Annotated in this window: 12 protein-coding genes; all 12 read right to left on the reverse strand. The window is 68.5% G+C overall.

Going from position 1 to position 17,761, the window contains the following annotated elements; genetic code table 11:
- Positions 1-1,893: a type VI secretion system baseplate subunit TssF gene (gene tssF / locus ACSFCA_RS33085; protein WP_435462425.1), complete on the reverse strand. Its 1,893-nt coding sequence runs from the start codon at positions 1,891-1,893 to the stop codon at positions 1-3.
- Between the two features lie 7 nt (positions 1,894-1,900).
- Positions 1,901-2,416: a type VI secretion system baseplate subunit TssE gene (gene tssE, locus ACSFCA_RS33090; protein ID WP_093058744.1), complete on the reverse strand. Its 516-nt coding sequence runs from the start codon at positions 2,414-2,416 to the stop codon at positions 1,901-1,903.
- Positions 2,409-3,248: a type VI secretion system accessory protein TagJ gene (locus ACSFCA_RS33095; RefSeq protein ID WP_093058743.1), complete on the reverse strand. Its 840-nt coding sequence runs from the start codon at positions 3,246-3,248 to the stop codon at positions 2,409-2,411. The genes tssE and ACSFCA_RS33095 overlap by 8 nt, the downstream gene beginning before the upstream one ends.
- 31 nt (positions 3,249-3,279) lie before the next feature.
- A complete protein-coding gene (locus tag ACSFCA_RS33100) occupies positions 3,280-3,837 on the reverse strand; it encodes a type VI secretion system tube protein Hcp (RefSeq protein ID WP_258351508.1) in 558 nt (185 codons plus the stop codon).
- Positions 3,838-3,891: 54 nt separating this feature from the next.
- A complete protein-coding gene (locus ACSFCA_RS33105; protein WP_435462424.1) occupies positions 3,892-5,889 on the reverse strand; it encodes a caspase family protein in 1,998 nt (665 codons plus the stop codon).
- A 140-nt stretch (positions 5,890-6,029) separates the two neighbouring features.
- Positions 6,030-7,205: a hypothetical protein gene (locus ACSFCA_RS33110; protein WP_435462423.1), complete on the reverse strand. Its 1,176-nt coding sequence runs from the start codon at positions 7,203-7,205 to the stop codon at positions 6,030-6,032.
- Positions 7,206-7,232: 27 nt separating this feature from the next.
- Positions 7,233-7,901 (reverse strand): hypothetical protein, encoded by a 669-nt coding sequence (locus tag ACSFCA_RS33115; RefSeq protein ID WP_258351511.1) that lies wholly within the window; start codon positions 7,899-7,901, stop codon positions 7,233-7,235.
- A 104-nt stretch (positions 7,902-8,005) separates the two neighbouring features.
- Entirely contained in the window at positions 8,006-9,634 is a 1,629-nt protein-coding gene (gene mltA, locus ACSFCA_RS33120; RefSeq protein WP_435462421.1) for a murein transglycosylase A, read from the reverse strand.
- 55 nt (positions 9,635-9,689) lie between these two features.
- On the reverse strand, positions 9,690-11,579 hold the full coding sequence (locus ACSFCA_RS33125) for a protein kinase domain-containing protein (RefSeq protein ID WP_435462420.1): 1,890 nt from the start codon (positions 11,577-11,579) through the stop codon (positions 9,690-9,692).
- Between the two features lie 556 nt (positions 11,580-12,135).
- On the reverse strand, positions 12,136-12,786 hold the full coding sequence (tagF, locus tag ACSFCA_RS33130; RefSeq protein WP_435462419.1) for a type VI secretion system-associated protein TagF: 651 nt from the start codon (positions 12,784-12,786) through the stop codon (positions 12,136-12,138).
- Positions 12,783-16,385 (reverse strand): type VI secretion system membrane subunit TssM, encoded by a 3,603-nt coding sequence (gene tssM, locus ACSFCA_RS33135; RefSeq protein ID WP_435462418.1) that lies wholly within the window; start codon positions 16,383-16,385, stop codon positions 12,783-12,785. Before tssM ends, tagF begins: the two co-directional genes overlap by 4 nt.
- Positions 16,382-17,731, reverse strand: a complete 1,350-nt coding sequence (locus ACSFCA_RS33140) for a DotU family type VI secretion system protein (protein ID WP_258351516.1) — start codon at positions 17,729-17,731, stop codon at positions 16,382-16,384. The genes tssM and ACSFCA_RS33140 overlap by 4 nt, the downstream gene beginning before the upstream one ends.
- Positions 17,732-17,761 lie beyond the last annotated feature (30 nt).

A 17,761-nucleotide genomic window follows, 5' to 3' on the forward strand; every position in this document is an offset into this window, starting at 1 on the left:
TTACAGAATCTGTCGTGTCCCGCACAGCGGCCTCCAGCGCATGGTCTCGCCCTTGCCTGCGATGCGCAGCACGGTCTCGACGAAATGGTTCACCTCCACATGGCGCGAGAGAAAGCGCGCCAGCACGGCCCCGAACACGAAGGCGCTGTGGCCGTGAAAGGCGTCCTTGTCGACTTCGAGCGTCACCTCCAGCCCACGCCCGAAAGCGATCGGGCCCTTCAGCGGCAGGCGGCGCGCAACCGGCTTGCACTTCACCGACAGCAGGCCGCGCACCTGGCCCTGGCGCATCTCGTCGGCATGCACGGCATAGAGCATCAACGTTTCGCGCAGCGCTGCCGCGCCCTGCTCCGGCGTGCTGTCGGACAGCGACAGGTAGTTGAGCGCGAGGTGGTCGACCACGCGCCACCCCAGCCCCTGGCTCACCACCGGCGACACCGGCCGCGACGGCCCGCGCACCATGCGCACGCGCTGCACGGGAAAGGAATCGACGCAGTCGAAGTCGTTCTCGCGGCCAAGCGGCATCAGGAGCGGCAGGTCGCGGTTGGTGCACAGCGCCGTCACCGCCAGCTGCCGCAGTGTGGCCGCGTACGGTGCCTGCTGCGGATCGACGATCTGCATGTAGACCTCGGAGCCGATGTGGCTGCTGCGGTTGCCCTCGGTGCGCTGTCGCACCGACAGCATGCGCGGCTCGCGAGTGGTCGTGAAGTAGGCCGGGTGGCTGTTGCGGCTGCCGTGAAAGGCCGAATAGAAAGGCCTGAAAGGCTGCTCGGCCGCGACCGCATCGGCGCCGGGCGCGCCGTGACCGATGACTTCGGTGATGGTGTGCACCTCGAAGTCCTGCGGGCGCGTGCGGTCGGGCACCAGGTGGAACTGGCTCACGCCCTCGCTCATGGGCACGCGGTCGAGCCGCTTGCTGAACAGGTTGACGGCAGGCACGCAGTGCAGCTGCACGTTGTCGGCGCTCACCAGCTTTTCGAGTGCTGCGTCGCCGCGCGAGAACAGCAGCACGATTTCGACGTCGGTCACCGGCATGGCCGCGAGCAGCGCCTGGAGTCCGCCGATGCGCACGAACTGGAAGCGCTGCGGAAACGCGAAGTACTCCTGCAGCAGCCGAAAGCCCGAGAAGCCGGTGGCGGTAGTGGGCAGCAGCGCTTCGTCTTCCTCGAAGCCGACCGCGCCGATGGCGCTGGCCGGCAGGCTCTGCGCTGTGCCTTGCAGCGCACCGCTGGGCGCGAGCGGCCGCACCAGCACGCCGATGGGCTGGCCCAGCGCGCATTCGTGCAGTTGCCAGGCCACGTCTTCGGCACCGCCGAAGTGCAGCACAAGGTCGTCTAGCGTGATCTGGCTGAAGTTCAGGCCGGCCGTGGCATGCAGCGCAATGCGCAGGCCGCCGCGGATGGACCGCGACTGCGGGTGCGTGTTCAGCGGAAGGTCGGGAGCGTAGGTGAAGTACTGCGCGCGCTGCACTTCGACGGGCCAGATGCGCAGAGCACTGGCCGTGCGGAATTCGCAGTGCGTGTTCTGCCCCACCGCCTGCCTTGCACGCAGGCCGCTGCCGCGCGGCAATGTGGGGCCGGTCGCAAGGTTCGCGTCGTCGGGGTCGGGCACGAAAGACACGACCACCATCGCCGGAGTCGGCGAAAGAAAGTGCGGGTAGACGATGTCGAGCAGGTGGCCCGTGAAGCGCGGGTATTCGGCGTCGAGCTTCAGGCCCACCCGTGCCGACAAAAACGCCGTGGCCTCGATGAGCCGCTCCACATACGGGTCGGCCACTTCCTGGCCCTCGATGCCAAGTCGATGCGCAATCTTTGGAAATGCCCGCGCGAACTCGGAGGCGCTTTCGCGGAAGTAGCGCAGCTCCTGTTCGTACAGGCTCAGCAGCCGAGGGTCCATGCGGGACTCACCTTGGGTTTTGCGCCATGTCCACGATCTCGATGCGTCCTTCTTCCAGGTCTACGCGGCTTCGCATCAGGAACTCGAGCGGCACCGGTTGCGCCCACAGCATGCCGCGTATCTGCAGGCCGATGCTGTTGTGGGAGTCCAGTGCCGGGCCTTCCATGACGAGTTCCACTTCGAGTGTGCGGGACAAAATGCGCGGCTCGAACTGCAGGATTGCGTTCTTCAAAGCCTGTTCCATGCTGACACGCTGCACCGACGAGGTGAACTGGCCAGACAGCATAGGCAATCCGTAGTTGATGACCGAGCGCGCCGCGTTCGGGTATTGCTTGTCGTCCATCGAGAGGCCGTAGCCGGTGGCGTTGAAGAGCCAGCCGAGGTCGCGCAGCACGGCCTGGCGCAGTGCCTGCTTGGTCAGCGTGCGCTTCTCGTCGCCCTCGCGCTTTTCGTCGGGGGCGTTGTCGACGAGGCGATCGAGCAGCGAGGGCTGCAGCCGCTCCTGCGCGGTGAGCTCAGCCATCGACGCTGCCCTCTTCGGCTTCGCCCGCCGAGGTGTCCTCAGCCTGCGTGAACAGGATCTCGCGCACGTCCATCAGCGCGTACTCGCCCGCGTCGCTGCCGAGCACGCGCTGGCCGTAGCCGGCCCAGACTTCGGGGCGCAACTCGCGCCACTCGGTCTTGCGCGCGAGACGCAGCTCGCCGTCTTCCACCTTCTCTGTGCCCTCGTAGCGCGTGGGAATCAGCGCAAGGGTTTCGCCGCCGTTCTCGAACTGCAGGTGCGCGGGCATCCACACGCAGTCGCGCAGGTCTTCTGGCGGATCGATCTTGATGTGCGCGAGGCGCGCATACGGAATCCAGTAGTACTTGCCGTTGACGAAGGCTTCGAGCACCGGACCCAGTCGCATGTCGGCATCGGCCAGCCATTCGAAGGGTGCGCCGTCGATGGTGCCGCTGATGGCGGGCGCGCCGTCGAAGGCGCGCTGGCGCAGGTCCTCGGCCAGTTCGCTCTCGCCGCGGCCCTGGCGCAGCAGCGACTCGATGAGCAGCGCCAGCCATTGGTCGGGCTGGCCGAAGATCATGGGCGTGCGCGTGCCGGCGAACACTTCGGCGCGCAGGCCCTCGCAACGCACGGCCTCGCCGTAGACCTGCTTCATGGGCACGGCGAGTGCGTCGAGCTCGGCCGCAACGGTGAGCTGGTTGAGCGCGCGCTCCCACTGCCCGAGCACGCACAGCAGCTGCGCCATGAACACGCGGTGCTTGCTGTCGGAAGGCTTGGCGCGCACGTCGTCGCTCAGGGCCTTGAGCGCGGCGGCCGGATCGGCGGCCTTGAGGAATTCGGCGGCGGTCGTCATGGTGTGCGGCTCCTGGGTGGGGTGATGAGGCTCAGGCGCGGGTGAACTGGCATTCGCGCACCGCGCCGCGCAAGCCGGTGGTCTTCTGCGGTGCCGACTTGACCTTCACCGTGCGGTAGCTGATGGAGATCAGCTCCGAGGGCACGCCCCAGTGGCCGCCGGAGTTGAGCACCAGCCGGCAGATGCGCGCGTTCTCCAGCACCATCTCGAAGGTCGACTGCGCATCGGGCGAGCGCTCGTCGCCGCCCGACTTGAAGGCGCTGATGACGACCTTCAGGTCTTTCTCCTGCGCGCGCAGCAGGCTGGCGATGGTGGCGGTGGCCGCGTCGCTGCGGCGCGCGACGATCAGGTTGTTGGGCACGACCTGGTTCTGGCTGGAAGATTCGGGCACCTGCACCGACCAGTAGTAGCCGCCGATGTTCATGCGCGCCTTGCCGTCGTCGAAGGGGCGGTCGAGCTCGCCTTCGACTGGCGCACCCTTGTTCTCGATCAGCATGACCAGGTCGGTTTCGGCCGAGCCGGTGCCGATCAGTTCGTAGAACCGCTGGGCGTCTTCAGGGCTCCAGGAGCCGTCGTCTAGAAATGCCATATCACCTCCGGAAATCGAAACGAAGAAAAGAAACCGTGATCTCGGGCCGCGTCGTCATGGCCGGGCTCCGCCGTCCGCTGCGCCGCCGCTCCTGCGCAGCAGGGCCGCGAACACTTGCCGCTCGCCGCTCTCTGCAGGTGGCTGGCCGCCGCGCACGCGCACTTCGGACACATCGGCCTGCGCATAGGCCACGCCGAACAGGCGCGGCGCGCTGTAGGGCGTGGCGGGCACGGCCATGACCAGCAGTCGCGCATCGCCAGCAGCATCGAGCCAGGGCAGGTCGAAGCGCTTGACCGAGGGCTGATCGGGCGTGCCGCGCTTGAAGCGGTTGGTTTCGCCGACGAGCTCGTCGGGGTAGACCGACTGCAGGTTGCCGCGCGCGTCGATGCCGGCGATGACGAGATCGAGCGAACGGCCGCTGGTGTTGCGCACGTTCAGGCGCAGGCGCTCGCCGGTGCGCAGCGAGGGCAACGCGCTCGCCGCTTGAGCAACGGGCGTGCTGCGCAACATGCGGTCGGCGCTCCACACTTCGAGCGCGGCATCGAAGCCGTCGAGCTGGCCATCCTTGCCGTAGGCCTGCAGCTGCGCGAGCCACTTGAGCTGCGCCAGGGCCTGCAGGCGGCGGCGCAACGTGGCGGTGTCGGGCAGCACCACGGTGGAGACAGCGGCGCCGAACAGCGGTGATAGCAGTTCGAGGCGCTGGCCCGAGGGGCCGAGGTCGGTCCAGCGCACGTCGGCGGTGGCCGCATCGTCGGTGGGGCGGATCGCGGCCGGGTAGTCGAGGCTGAGGCCGGCGGGCAGCGGCTTGTCCGCGCGCACGCGCAAGGCGGTGGCGGCCGGCTCGCTCATCGGCGTGACGCTCCAGAACGCAGCGCCCGATACATCCTTCAGCGCCGCCGGCACGGCCAGCCATGCGCCGCCGAGCTTGATCTGCGACACGGTGGCCGGCGCACTGCGCACGGCGCCGTCTTCGAGCGTGGCGAGCACGCGCAGCTCCTGCTGCTGCGCGAGGCCGTCGAGCAAGCCGGCCTTGATGGCCAGGCTGTCGCCGCTGCGCTGCGCGCGCCACACGGGGCGCGTAGATGCGGGTGCGCCGCTGTTGGCGAACAGCGGCGCATCGAGGTTGCCTTCGGCCACCGGCGACGGCAGCTCGCGCGTAGGGAAGCGCTGCGCGAGTTCGTCGATGACCGGCGGGTACTGCGCGAGCACGCCGTCGAACAGGTCGCGCCAGGTGGCGGGCTTGCGCGACAGCGCCTCCACCACCGCCCAAGTCAGCAGGCCCTGCGGCCGGGCGTTGCGCGCCTTGCGGGGCAGGCGCAGCTCGGGCGTGATCTGGTGGCTTTCGGACGCGAAGAAGGCGACGTAGCGGGCGCGTGGCACGGCTTCGGCCGGCACGGGCGGCGTCTGCGGTCGCGCTGGCGGTGCGCCGCCCGTCAGTTGGGTCACGCGCAGGCCGCGCCAGCGCACTTCGTCGTCGGGCGGACCTTCGGCGGTGGCGGGTGCATCGGCCGTGCCGCGCGTCATGGAGTTGGCGGAGCAGGTGTCGAACACCGAGGCGACGAACACGTTCTTCGCGAGGAAGGACTGGATCCACGCGTCGAAGTCGACGTCGCGCAGGTCGCCCGTGAGCACGTTGTCGCTGCCGAGCGTGCCGCGCACGTCGCGCGCGAGAAAGTTCTCCGACAGCCCGTCGGGCTCCTGGTAGCGCTTGGCGATGTCGCGCAGACGGGTGCCGTGGCCGGAGAAATACAGCAGCACGAAGTCGCCGCTCTTCGACTGCGCGAGCAGCCTGGCCAGCGCGTCGTGGATGGCTTGCGATTCGGGCAGCGCGGCGCCGCTCACGCCGTCGGCGAGCACTGCGATGTCGGGCGCCGCGAAGCCCTGCTTGAGCAGCGCGTCGCGCATCAGCATCACGTCGTTGCGCGGCGCCTGCAGCCACAGCGCCTGCGGCTGGTTGACGAGTTCGGAGACACCGACGAGCAGGGCGCGCTGGGTGGCGAAGGCGAGACTGCCGCAGGCGAGCAGCCACAGGATGAGCAGCGCCTGCAACAAGCGAAGTTGTCTTGCTCCTTCCCCCTTTGGGGGAAGGCCGGGATGGGGGCTGGCAGAGCGCCCACCGGATGCGCCGCGTGCCCCCGCCCCTGCCCTCCCCAAAAGGGGGAGGGAGAAAGACGACTGGCGCGTGGCGTGTCTCATGGCCGCTGCTCCCCGGCCGGCCCGGCCGACTCGACCAGCGGCGAAGCCGCCAGCACCGCCAGCGCATCCACTGGCTCCGGCACCCGCAGCCGCCATACGCCATTGCCACCCGGATCGCCCGGCCCGCCCACCACGTCGGCCGATATCGACTGCAGCAGCCGGTCGGCCTCGTCCATGCGCACGCCGGCCTTCCAGCGCACCACCAGGTCGGCGCGCGCCGGCGCGGGTGCGGCTGGCACGTCGCGGAAGCGCACCTCGTCTTCCTCGGGAGCACCGCGGCCGCCGAGCAGCCCGACGTTCTGGATCACCACGACCAGCGCCAGCACCGCGAAGGCCGGGCGCGCCCAGCCTTCCGCGCCGAACCAGCGGCGGATGCTGCCCCACCAGCCGCCTTCGGGACGGGGCTGCGGCCGCGCGGGCGATGGAGCGGGAGAAGAAGAAGCCTCGTCACCCTGCGGCCGCGTCAGCGCCTTCCCCAGCTGCAGGCCCGCGTCGCGGTACAGCTCCTGGTAGTCGGCACGCGGGTCCTGAGGCCCGAGCGGCGTGCCCGACAGCACCGAGAACACGCCGCCCACGCTGCGCAATGCAATGCGCCCTGGCTCCGGCGCAATGGCGAGCGGCGCATGCGCGGCCCACTCGTCGTGCACCGCGCGGATCGCGGCGAGCCGCGTGGCCGAAACCTCGCCGAGCACGCGCGCGCAAAGCTGCGGACTGGGTTCGAGCGTGAGCACGTTCCAGGACTGGATCACGCCGAACATCGGCTCGAAGGGCTCGTCGTCGGGCTCCAGCAGCACGTCGAAGGCAGAGGCCCAATCGGCCTCGCCGGCGGCCATCCAGCCCTGCCAGAGATCGCCCTGAATGCAGCGGTCGAGCAGCACGCCGAGCAGCCGCCCTTCGTGCACCACGCTGACAAGGCGGCCCGGCGCCCAGCGGGCCGGAAAGGCGCGCTGAGCGACAGCCTCGCGGCGCCGGGCCAATTCGACAAGAGGCAGCAGCAGGTCGGATGCGGCGGCCACCCGGGGGGCCGGTGCAGCGCCCGTTGGAGGGGACGTTCCCGGCATGGCCACGGTGGCCGTGCCGGGTGCGCTGTCCGGCGCATCGTCGGGCACGGCCGCGCCGGTTTCCAACGCGTGGCGGATCACGCTGAGCGGGGGCCAGAGGTCGTGGGTCATGGCGTCTGTTCCTGAATGGCTATGTCTTCAGGCATAAGACGCTTCAGCACCGAGGATTTTGAAAACCTGCAGGATCGCGGCCATGTTGTCGGGCTCGATGGCGATGCCCAGCGTCTGCTGGAGCCAGCCGCCGATCCGGGTTTTGGCGTAGTCCGCGGTCAACCCCTCGCGCTTGTGCACGAGGCCGAGCCGGCCCGCGCGGTAGTGATAAGAAGCAATGGCGTGGCGCGAGGCGATGCCCGACAGCCCGCCCTCGGCCTCCTTGCCGAAGCCCTCGCACAGCAGCAGGCGCTCGGGCTCGGGCAGTTCGGCGATGAAGGCGCGCGCGGCCACTTGCACGGCCTGCGCGCTCAGGCCATGCTCGGCCAGGCAGCCGTCGAGGTCTTCGCCCGCGCCGATCTCGTCTTCGAGCTGCGCCTCTGTGATCTGGTCGCCGATGGAGAGCTTGCGGCGGAAGGAGCTGGCGCGCGTGCAGTCGATGAGGTAGCGGCGGAAGTACGCGCACAGGGCGAAGGCGGTGGAAGGCGCGCTGTGGCTGGCGCGCTCGTCGGCCTCGTCCGGGTCGGCATCGAGCCGCAGCACCTTCACGTAGATGAACTGCGCCACCAGCTCCTGCCGGCCCTCGCCCAGCACCTGCAGCTCGGGCGGATTGCAGGCCACCAGCGCATCGCCCACGATGCGGTACATGGCGCCCATGTCGTTCGGGGACAGCGTCTGCCTGCGCCGCCAGAGGCGGACGAGTTCAGAACTTTCCGCGGACGAAAGGGTTTCCTGCATGAGGAGTCAAGGCGCCCGATCGATCAGTCGTCGACGCAGCTGCCCTCCGAAGGCACCAGGCACTGCGGCAGGTTCGCGCCCACCGGCCCGCCGCGCGTGCGGATGGCCGACGACACCGCGGCCTGCGCCACGGCCAGGCCGCGCGGCAGCAAGATCCACAGCTGGCCGCGCTCCTTCATGCGGCGCGCATTGGTCGCGGCCTGCTGGCCGTTGCCGAAGAAGTAGTCGGCCCGCACCGCGCCGCGAATGGCGCCGCCGGTGTCCTGCGCGATCGTCAGGCGCTGCATCGGCGCGCCGCTGCCGGGCGTGCGCGTCGACACGAACACCGGGTAGCCCAGCGGCGTGCTGCGCGGATCGACCGCAATCGAGCGCCCCGCCGACAGCGGCACGCCGAAAGCGCCCACCGGTCCGCCCACGGGCGAGGTCGATTCCTTGAAGAACACATAGCTCGGGTCCTTGATGCCCGAGCCCGACACCGCGCCGGCCGCGCGCCGCCCCGGCACCACGACCGGGCCGCTGGCAACGGGCCGCGCGAGCGTGAAGCCGCGCGTGCGGATGGTGCCGCTGTCGACCGCGCCCACGTCGTCGTCATCGCCGTCGTCAAGCTGCAGCTCGATGGATGAGCCGCGCACCTTCACCGGACTGCGCGGCTTGCCGTTGGAAGCCTGCGCCAGCGTCGGGCGGAAGGGCTGGCCGTTCTGCTCGGCGTAGGCGACACGAACGATGTCGCCGTTGGCCAGCTTGATGCGGCCCGAACCCTGGATCTGCATTTCGTACAACGCGGTGGCGCTGCTCACGAAGGCCAGCACCTTGGCGTTGGGCGCGCCCTTGGTCTCGATTTCTTCGCGCGTGTAGTACGGCAGCAGCTGCTTGCCCTCGACCCGCAGGCGCACCTTGCGATCGAGCGTGTCGCGCGAGATGGCCGAGAGGTCGAGCGCATAGAGGCCCGGCGCTCCCATGTCGCGCGTGCTGAGGCCAGTCTGCACCACCACGTTGCGCCCTTCCACGCGGGCCGCCACGGTGCCGTTGCCGGCGGGCAGCTTGCGCGCATCGGCGAACAGCATGTCGTCGGGCTGTCCGTACACGGGGTAGATGAAGGGCGCGCCGTACTGGCGGGCGCCGGCGATCTCGGGCTCGAAGTAGCCGGTGACCACGCCGTCGGGCTTGCGGTCGTCGTCGCGAATCTGGTAGGCCGAGAACTCGCCCTCGAAGAAGCCCCGGATGGCGTTGTTGTTCTTGCCGTCGACCTTGAGCGCGCGGTCGCACACCTCTTTCCATTCGGCGCCGCGCCCGGTCAGCACCTTGCAGCTGCCGAGGAAGGCGGGCCAGCTTTCGGAGAAGTCGTCGCGCGACCAGCCCGGCACCGAGTCGAAGCCCACCGAGGTGTAGGTGGCGAGCTGGGTCGAGAAGGTGCGCGCCTGCCCTGCCACGCTGGCGCCGGTCGGCGGCGGGCGCGAGGCGCTGCTGCTCGTGCCGGCGGTGTCTGTCGTGGCCGCGCCGCTGCCCGTGGCAGCTGGTGGCGGCACGGCGCAGCCTGCCAGCGAGGCGATGACGGCAACAACGGCGGCAGTAGCGGCCCACTGGAGCACATAGTTGAGGCGCTGTTGCAGTTGCTGTTGTTGTTGCTGCTGCAGTGCTTGCGAGGTGGTCATGAAAGTCTCCTTGTCCGGAAAGTGGCGACCCGAGGGGCCAACGCTCTACAGACGATTACTTCTCGACGATTTTGAAATTCCCGACGCCATAGACGTCGTTGCACGGGGCGCCGGGTGCGCACACGGGTTTGCCCAGCAACGGCGAGGGGCCGGTACCGCGCGTGGCTTCGAGCGCGGCCAGCACCGGCAGCGGGAACACCGGGAACACGCCGTCGTTCTGCACGCCGGCGGCGCTGAAGTCGCGCTCGTGCTCGCTCACGAGCACCGCGAACTGGTCGGTGCCGGCCGGGCCGCCCGCGTCCATCGGCCACGAAGCCCGCGGCAATGAGAGCGAACCGCCGGCTGTGATCTTGTTGTACTTGTCGAGCAGGTTCGGGAACAGCAGGAACATCTCGCCGCCGCTGGACAGCAGGAACACGTAGACAAAACCTTCGCGCTTGCTGCGCACCTCGAAGGCAAGGCGGTCCTTGCCGATGGCGACTTCGGCCTTCTTCGGCGTGGCCGTCACGTCGAAGCCGGGTGCGGCACCGCTGGCGAGAGATTGCAGCGATTCGGCGGGCGTGCGCGGGGCCGGAGGGGGCGGTGGTGGTGGCGGCGGTGCTGGGGGAGCCTCTGCGATCTTTGTGTCGGGTGGCGGGGCCGGCGTGGTGGTGACGACCTTCGTGTCATCGGCGTTCGTGTTGCCGCCGGTGCGGCCCTGGAACCACCACCAGCCGCCACCGGCCGCGGCTGCGAGAACGGCGACCGATACGAGTGCGGCAACGGTCTTGTTGCTCTTGCCCCCGCCGCTGGTGGGAGCGGGCGCGGGCGCCGGTGCCTTGCCACCTGCCTTGCTCTTTCCGCTCGCGATGACTGTCGCGGCGTCGGCATTGCTGTTGCCGCTGCGCGCGCCCGAAGGCGGCTGCGTGCGCGGCGTCGGCGCGATGCTGTGCCCCACTTCAAGATCGAGCGCGGCGCGCAGCTCGGCCATCGACTGCGGCCGCTGCTCGGGCCGCACGCCGAGGCCCGCATCGATCGCCTCCAGCAACCGCAGGCTGTAGCGCTGCCGCAGGATCTCGTTGCCCGCAAGCGGCACATAGCTGTCGGACAGCAGCCGCGCCACCGAAGGCGGCGGCGCGCGACCGCACACCGCCACGTGCATCACGGCCGCGAGCGCGTAGACGTCGGTCCACGCGCCCTGCGACATGTCAGGCATCTCGGCGTACTGCTCGATCGGTGCGTAGCCTGGCTTGAGGATGACGGTGATCGCCTGCGTCTTGTCGGTGATCACGCGGCGCGCGGCGCCGAAGTCGAGCACCACCGGGCGGCCCGATCCTTCGAGCAGGATGATGTTATCGGGGGCGATGTCGCGGTGGTAGCAGTTGGCGTTGTGCATCACCGCGAGCGCCTGCGTGACGCCGTCCATGATGCGGATGAGCCATGACTCGTCTACGCCTGCGGGGATGGCTACCAGGGCTTCTCTCAGCGTGTCGCCTCTGTAGAAAGGCATGACCATGTAGGTGGTGCCTTTTTCTTGCCAGAAGCGGTAGACCTTCAGGAGCGACGGGTGGTCGAACTGGGCGAGCAGGCGGGCTTCGTTGATGAAGCTGCGCATGCCGAGGTCGAAGGTTTCCCTGTGGCGTTCGGACAGGGGGACTACTGTGCCGTCGTTCTGTCTTGTCGACAGTGACGTTGGGAGGTATTCCTTGATTGCTACTACGCGTTCTAGCGTGTGGTCCCAAGCCTCGTAGACGACGCCGAAGCCGCCTTGGCCTATGACTCTTGTGACTTCGAATTCGGCTAGGCGGCTGCCTACTGGCAACAGGCCGGCGTCTGTGGTGCCTGTGGCTGGGCTGGTCACCGGGGTTGCGCCTGCGGTGATGACTGTGGAGGCCGTGTCGCCGGTTGTTGTTGGCTGGCCTTGCTTGGGGACTACGCGGGTGCGGTCGTCGTTGGAGTCGGTCATTGACTGGCTCCTTTGTTGTGGGTTTGCTTTCCGAGGCCGGGTCTCGGCCCGGCGGCCGACCTACTTTTCTTTGCTTCGCCAAAGAAAAGTAGGCAAAAGAAAGGCGACCCCACTGTCTGCGACCCCTTCGCGTAGCGAAGGGGCAACCTGCGGTGCTCGCGTTTCGCGGGGTCCGCAGAACTCGCTTCGCTCAAACAGCTGCGGCCCTGATCCGCGAAACGCTCCGCTCCTCGGCACGGTGCGACTGCAGGCGCGTAGCGCCTGCAGTCGCATGGTGGCCGAGCGAAGCGATGGCCCGTTCGGTTCCCCAAATCCCTTCTGGCTGCGCCGAGGAGCGCAGACGTAGGAGGGATCAGGGCCGCAGCTGTTTGAGCGAAGCGAGTTCTGCGGACCCCCTCCGTAGTCGAGCACCGCAGGTTGCCCGCAGCGAAGCGGAGGGACGCAGACAGTAGGGTCGCCTTTTCTTTGCTTACTTTCTTTTGGCGAAGCAAAAGAAAGTAAGTCGCCCGCCGGGGCGAGACCCGGCCTCGGAAGAACAAACGAGAAGAGGCCTCCATCACCCCTCCTCCGCAAATCCAAAAAACAAGGCTTCAAACTGCTCATCCCGAGGCAACCCGGTACAGAGCATCCGAATCCCATGCTCAGCAGCAGGATCACCCAACCAAAGCGAAGCCCCCGCCAGCGGCAAAGCCAGCGATTCAACACCACTCTCACGCCCGTCAGAAGATGCACCGTCAACAAACAGCCGATGCAACACTGCATCAAACCGCAGCGCATCCAGATCCCCATCAAGCCCTTCCAACGCAGCCTGCGTCGCATGAGCCCACCACTGCAACGCCATAGCCAGCGCCTCCCCCTGCAGTTGCCCGGAAACAGACTGATCAAGCTCCATAGCCAGAGCAAACGGAAAGTACCGCCCCACCCCATCGACAGAAGGCATCAGCACCCCAATCCACGCCTGCTCCCCCGCCACCTGCCGCCCCAACGCAAAACACCAGATAGGCGCTTCGAGATACCGCTCAGTCCAGTCCGCATGCCGATCCCGCAGCCGGGCCATGCCCCGCTGCAGCCACTGATCCCACACAGCACGAAACGCCTCCGGCAGCCGCCGATGCGCAAAGTCCCCCATGCCCGGCAACTTGCCGAACCACCCCGGCAACGCAGTCGAGGCAAAGAGCAACGGTGAAGAAGAGGAGGCCTCGTTCACAGCCCCTCCGGACAAGAAAACTCCCGCAGCTCACGCAAGCGAATCGGATGCTGCACGCTGTTAGTCGTCACCTCGAAGCGCGTCTTCCGAGCACCAATCTGGAAGGTAATGAAGAACTTCTCCGGTGCATCGCCGGCTTCGAGCTGCCCGTCGTCAAGCGCACGGAACAGCGCCCACGGCCCATCCACAGCCGCACCCGAACTGCCAGTGGTCGAAGGCGGGCTGACCTGGATGCGCACCTGGTTGCTGCCCTTCGGCCCCGGCCACTGCACGGCCATCGGCACCACCGGTCCGTGCGCGTACTTCACGAGCTGGCCGTCGACGTCGAGGATGAACTGCGTGATGCCCGCATCCATCTCTACCGGCTTGAAGTCCAGCCGCATCGAAGGCCCACGGCCGCCGCCGCGGAAGAAGATGTCCTTGATGCGCGCGGCCCGCTCGAACTGCGCGAGCGCCTGCGTGGTGATGGCGCCGCGTTCGGCCACGGGCTTGTAGCGCCACGGCTTGGTGCTGGTGTCGACCAGCGCGGCCAGGCGCTTCTGGAAGAAGTCGTCCATCAACCCGCCGGGGCCGAACATCTGGCCGAAGTCTTCGGGCAGCACGTCGCGCTTGCTGGTGCTCACGAAGGGGTAGCGGCCCGCGATGGCGCGTGCGCAGAACTCGGCCACGGGGCGCAGGTCCTGGCTCAGGTTGCCGCGCTCGGCCGTCTGTGCCTGCGCGGCGCCAGACTGGCTGAGGTTCTCGACCATCGATCGCACCGGCTCTGGCAGGCGGCCCGCGTCTGACTTGAGCTTGCCGGCCACGTCGCCGGGCGGTGGCGAGGTGCGGCCCTTCACGGCCGTGTCCACGGCGTTGAGGTACACGTACACCTCGTTGAAGAGCTTCAACGCGTCGTCGATGGGTGCAGGCTGGTTGGGGCCGCCGGCGGTGACGAGGCGGCGCAGCGACTCGAAGCGGTCGTCGACGATGCTCTCGATGCGCTTGCCCGGGGCCACCTGGCGGCCGGGGTCGCTGCCGAACAGGTCTTCCAGGCCCTTGCGCGTGTTGCGCACTGTCTCGGTCGCCTTGCTGACCACGTCCTTGTTGGCGTCGGCCGCCGGGATCAGCGTGGTCTGCTTGACCACCGCGCGCAGGAAGTTCGCAAGCGGGGAATCGACGCCCGAAAGAATGCGCGCGGTCTCGATGTTCTTCTCCAGGCCGGTGGCGCGAATCAGGCGCACGTCGGCGAGCAGTGCTTCCCACTGCTTGACGTATTCCTCCAGGTACAGGCGGCGCACGCGGTCGGTCAGCGCGCCGAGCGCGGCCACGTCGCGCAGGCGGTCGGCGGCGTTGCGGTCTTGCCCCAGCACCCACGGATCTTCGTTGGCGAGCAGGCCGGTGAGCACGGTCACTTCGTTCTGGAAGCGCTTGTGATAGCCGTCGTAGGTGAACATGCCCGGCACGCCTTCGGTCAGCGGCTTGCCGCTGATGCGTTCGAACACCAGCGGGCCCGAGGGGCCGGTGGCGGTGGCCACGCTGAAGGCCGGAATGTCCTTGGTGGCGCGCTGGCGCTTCAGGCGGCTGAACACACGCTGCTCCAGCGGGTAGCTCGCGAGCACGGCGCGCACGCTGCGCACCAGGTTCTCGTCCATCTTCAGCGGCGAGCGCGGCGGGCCCTGGGCAATGAGCACGTCGAGCTGGTCTTCGAGCGCCTTGCGCTGGTCTTCGGGAATTCCGCGATCGAGATTGCGCGACCAGTCGAGCGTGATCCAGGCCTTCAGGGCCTCGGCATCGAAGTGCTCGGGCTGGTAGAGCATCAGGTAGCTCTTGAGCGCCTCGTACGTGTATTCGAGGTTGTCTTTCTGCGCGGTGCGCAGCTGGTCCTCGATGCGCTTGGCGATCTGCGGCAAAAAGGCATCGTTGAGCGCGCGCTGGTGCGTGAGCATGGCGGCGGCGTCGAGCTTGTCGCCCTGATAGAGGCCCAGCGTCATCGACAGCGGCTCGTCGCCCTGGTGGTTGTCGGGCGTCTTCCAGATGTCGCGCAGGCTCTGCAGCACGGGCGCGACCTCGACCAGGTTCTGCACGCGCGCGGGCAGCGCCGCAAGGTTCTGCTTGGCGGGCTCGACGCGGGCCTCGACCGACTTCAGGTAGTTCATGTTCTGCAGCGTGCTGTAGCCCCAGGCCGCCAGCAGGCCGACGGTGACCAGCGTCATCGCCGTCACGCCGATCACGCGCAGCGCGTGGCGGCGGCGCTCCAGCTTCACGTCGGCGCCGGCCAGGCGCTGCTCGGGAAACACCACTTCGCGCAGCAGCGAGGTGAGGAAGTAGCTGCGCCCGCTCGACTTCTGCGGCGCGAGCATCGCGCGCTCGATGCCGAAGCTGCGCGCGAGGCTGCCCATCACGCGGTCGATCGGGCTGCCCTCCTGCGTGCCGCTGGTGAAGTACACGCCGCGCACCCACGGCGGCTGCGCAAAGCGCGAGCCGGTGAACACTTGTTCGAGCAGGTCGGACAGCAGCGAGCCGATGGAGCCGAACTGCGCCGGAAAACCGAAGATGGCGGCGCGGCGCGTGCCGTCGGTCTCGCGCTGCATGCGCGCGATGAGGCCGTCGTTCACGCGGTTGTGCAGCAGCGCGAACTCGCGATTGAAGGCCGTGGAAAGGCCCTTCTCTTCCAGCTGCACGTTCTCGTTGGCCGGCAGCGTGAAGCCGAACACTTGTGCGCGCTGCTCCTTGCCGAGGTCGTCGAAGTAGTCGGTGAAGCCGTACAGCAGGTCGCTCTTGGTGACGAGCACATACACCGGCAGGCGCGTGGTGAGCTTGCTGTCGAGTTCGAGCAGGCGCGCACGGATCGAAGCCGCAAGCTGGGTGCGCGCCTCGGGGCCCTGGCTCAGCAGGTCGGCCACGCTAACGGTGAGGAACACGCCGTTCAGCGGACGGCGCGGGCGCGCCTTCTTCAGCAGGCCCAGGAAGCCTTCCCATGCGCTCTTGTCTTCCGATTGGTGGCTGTCCTGCGTGGTGTAGCGCCCGGCGGTGTCGATGAGCACGGCCTCGTCGGTGAACCACCAGTCGCAGTTGCGCGTGCCGCCCACGCCGCGGATGGCGCCGGGGCCGAACTTCTCGGCGAGCGGGAAGCTCAGGCCCGAGTTGACCAGCGCCGTGGTCTTGCCCGCGCCCGGTGCGCCGATGAAGACGTACCACGGCAGGTCGTACAGGTAGCTACCGCCCGAGATCGACATCCAGTCGCGCCAGCCGGGCTTCTTGCCGGCGGCATGCAGGCGCATCTGCTTGAGCGTGGCCACGGCTTCGCTGAAGCGCGTGTCGAGGATCTTCTGCTCGCCGTTGACGGGTGCGTCGGTCTTCGCGGCCGGCGCCTTCATGAGGCCGTCTGTCAGGTGCTGGCTCGCACGGCGCGCGCGCCAGCGGCGGTACAGCGCGCGCAGCACCACGATGAGCACGATGACGCCGATGACGATGGCGCGCGTCATTTCGCTTTCGAGCGGCGCGAGCGAGCCGATCTTCACCAGCGGGCCGATCCACCAGATCAGCAGCGCGACGACGATCAGCGCGAGCAGTGTCAGCAGCAACGGGCTGAACAGGAAGCCGAAGATTTTCTTGATCATTTCGTCGCTCCTGGTGCGGGAGCAGCCGGCGCGGCGGCAGCGAGCCGATCGGGTTCGGTCAGCAGCACGATGTCGACGCGGCGGTTCTTCGCGCGGTTGGCCGGCGTGTCGTTGGCGGCGACGGGCTCGGCGTCTGCCTTGCCGTCGGAGCGCATGCGCGCGGGGTCGACCAGCGTTGTCAGCGCGCCCTTCACCGCATCGGCGCGCGCGGCCGAGAGGTGCCAGTTGGAGGGATAGCGCAGCGAGCGGATCGGCTGGTTGTCCGAGTGGCCGGTAATCAACACCTCGCCCTTCACCTCGGCCAGCGCCTGGCCGATGCGGCGCAGCACGGGCAGAGACTGCGCCATCGGCTCGGCGCTGCCGGAGCCGAAGAAGGAGTCGCCTCGCAGGCGCACCACGCTGCGGTCGGCCTCGTCGGTCACCGTGACCAGGCCCTGCTTGATCTCGGGTTCGAGAAAGCGTGCGAGGCGCGGCGTCTTCGCCGGCAAGGCGGGCGGCGCGATCTGGATGTTGGGCGCACGCAGGCTCGACACCGCGGCGTAGGTGGTGTCGGAGCGGTAGTTGAGCGTGAGCCGCAGGCCGAACCACGCGAGCGCGAGCAACAGCGCAAAGCCGGCCGCGAACACCCACAGCGGCAGCGACTCGCGCAGCCGCACCGTGCCCGCGCCCTGCCCGCGCCAGTGCGGAGAAAGCTCGGGCTCCACGGCCGGGCGGTCTTTCGCGATCAGGTCGGCCAGGCGCTGGCGCACCGAGTCGAGCTGCGCGCGGCCGTTGTCGACCACGCGGTAGCGGCCTTCGAAGCCGAGCGCGAGCACGCTGTAGATCAGCTCCAGCAGCTGGCGGTGCGTGGGCACGTCCTGCGCGAGCTTGGCGAGCAGCTGGAAGACTTTTTCGCCGCCCCAGGTTTCGTTGTGGAACTGCACCAGCAGGCTCTGCTTGTTCCAGCCGGCCTGCACGCCCCAGGGCGTGTTGGCCACGGCTTCGTCGAGCGCGGTGCACAGCACGTAGCGCGCGGCGAGCACCGATTCATTGCTGACGCCAGCGCGCCGCGCATTGGCGTCGAACTGATTGACAGCATCGGCAGTGGAGGCGCGCAGCGCCGGCACGTTGGGCGGCTGCGCAAGGTTGCGCAGCTTGCCGATCAACACTAGTAGCTTGCCGGCGGCCGACACCAGCGGGTTGAGCAGGCCGAGCTCGCCGACGTCGGCGGCCGGTGTGGGATCGGCACCGCCGAAGAAAGGCGCCGGTGCCGGCGCGGGCGGCGTGCCACCGGGCGTGCGCGGCTTGGGCTTGATGACCGTGCGTTCCGACTCGAAGGCGGCGAAGGGGTCGGGAGGTGTGCTCATGATGGTGTTCCGTTTCCGTCAGCCCGGTGT

It is taken from the genome of Variovorax multivorans, from assembly GCF_051216835.1.
In the GTDB taxonomy this organism is placed as follows: Bacteria; Pseudomonadota; Gammaproteobacteria; order Burkholderiales; family Burkholderiaceae_C; genus Variovorax.

Coding starts and splice junctions, on each gene's coding strand:
- tssF (WP_435462425.1), bottom strand. CDS start 1,893: ATGGACCCTCGGCTGCTGAGCCTGTACGAACAGGAGCTGCGCTACTTC.
- tssE (WP_093058744.1), bottom strand. CDS start 2,416: ATGGCTGAGCTCACCGCGCAGGAGCGGCTGCAGCCCTCGCTGCTCGAT.
- ACSFCA_RS33095 (WP_093058743.1), bottom strand. CDS start 3,248: ATGACGACCGCCGCCGAATTCCTCAAGGCCGCCGATCCGGCCGCCGCG.
- ACSFCA_RS33100 (WP_258351508.1), bottom strand. CDS start 3,837: ATGGCATTTCTAGACGACGGCTCCTGGAGCCCTGAAGACGCCCAGCGG.
- ACSFCA_RS33110 (WP_435462423.1), bottom strand. CDS start 7,205: ATGACCCACGACCTCTGGCCCCCGCTCAGCGTGATCCGCCACGCGTTG.
- ACSFCA_RS33115 (WP_258351511.1), bottom strand. CDS start 7,901: ATGGGCGCCATGTACCGCATCGTGGGCGATGCGCTGGTGGCCTGCAAT.
- mltA (WP_435462421.1), bottom strand. CDS start 9,634: ATGACCACCTCGCAAGCACTGCAGCAGCAACAACAACAGCAACTGCAA.
- ACSFCA_RS33125 (WP_435462420.1), bottom strand. CDS start 11,579: ATGACCGACTCCAACGACGACCGCACCCGCGTAGTCCCCAAGCAAGGC.
- tssM (WP_435462418.1), bottom strand. CDS start 16,385: ATGATCAAGAAAATCTTCGGCTTCCTGTTCAGCCCGTTGCTGCTGACA.
- ACSFCA_RS33140 (WP_258351516.1), bottom strand. CDS start 17,731: ATGAGCACACCTCCCGACCCCTTCGCCGCCTTCGAGTCGGAACGCACG.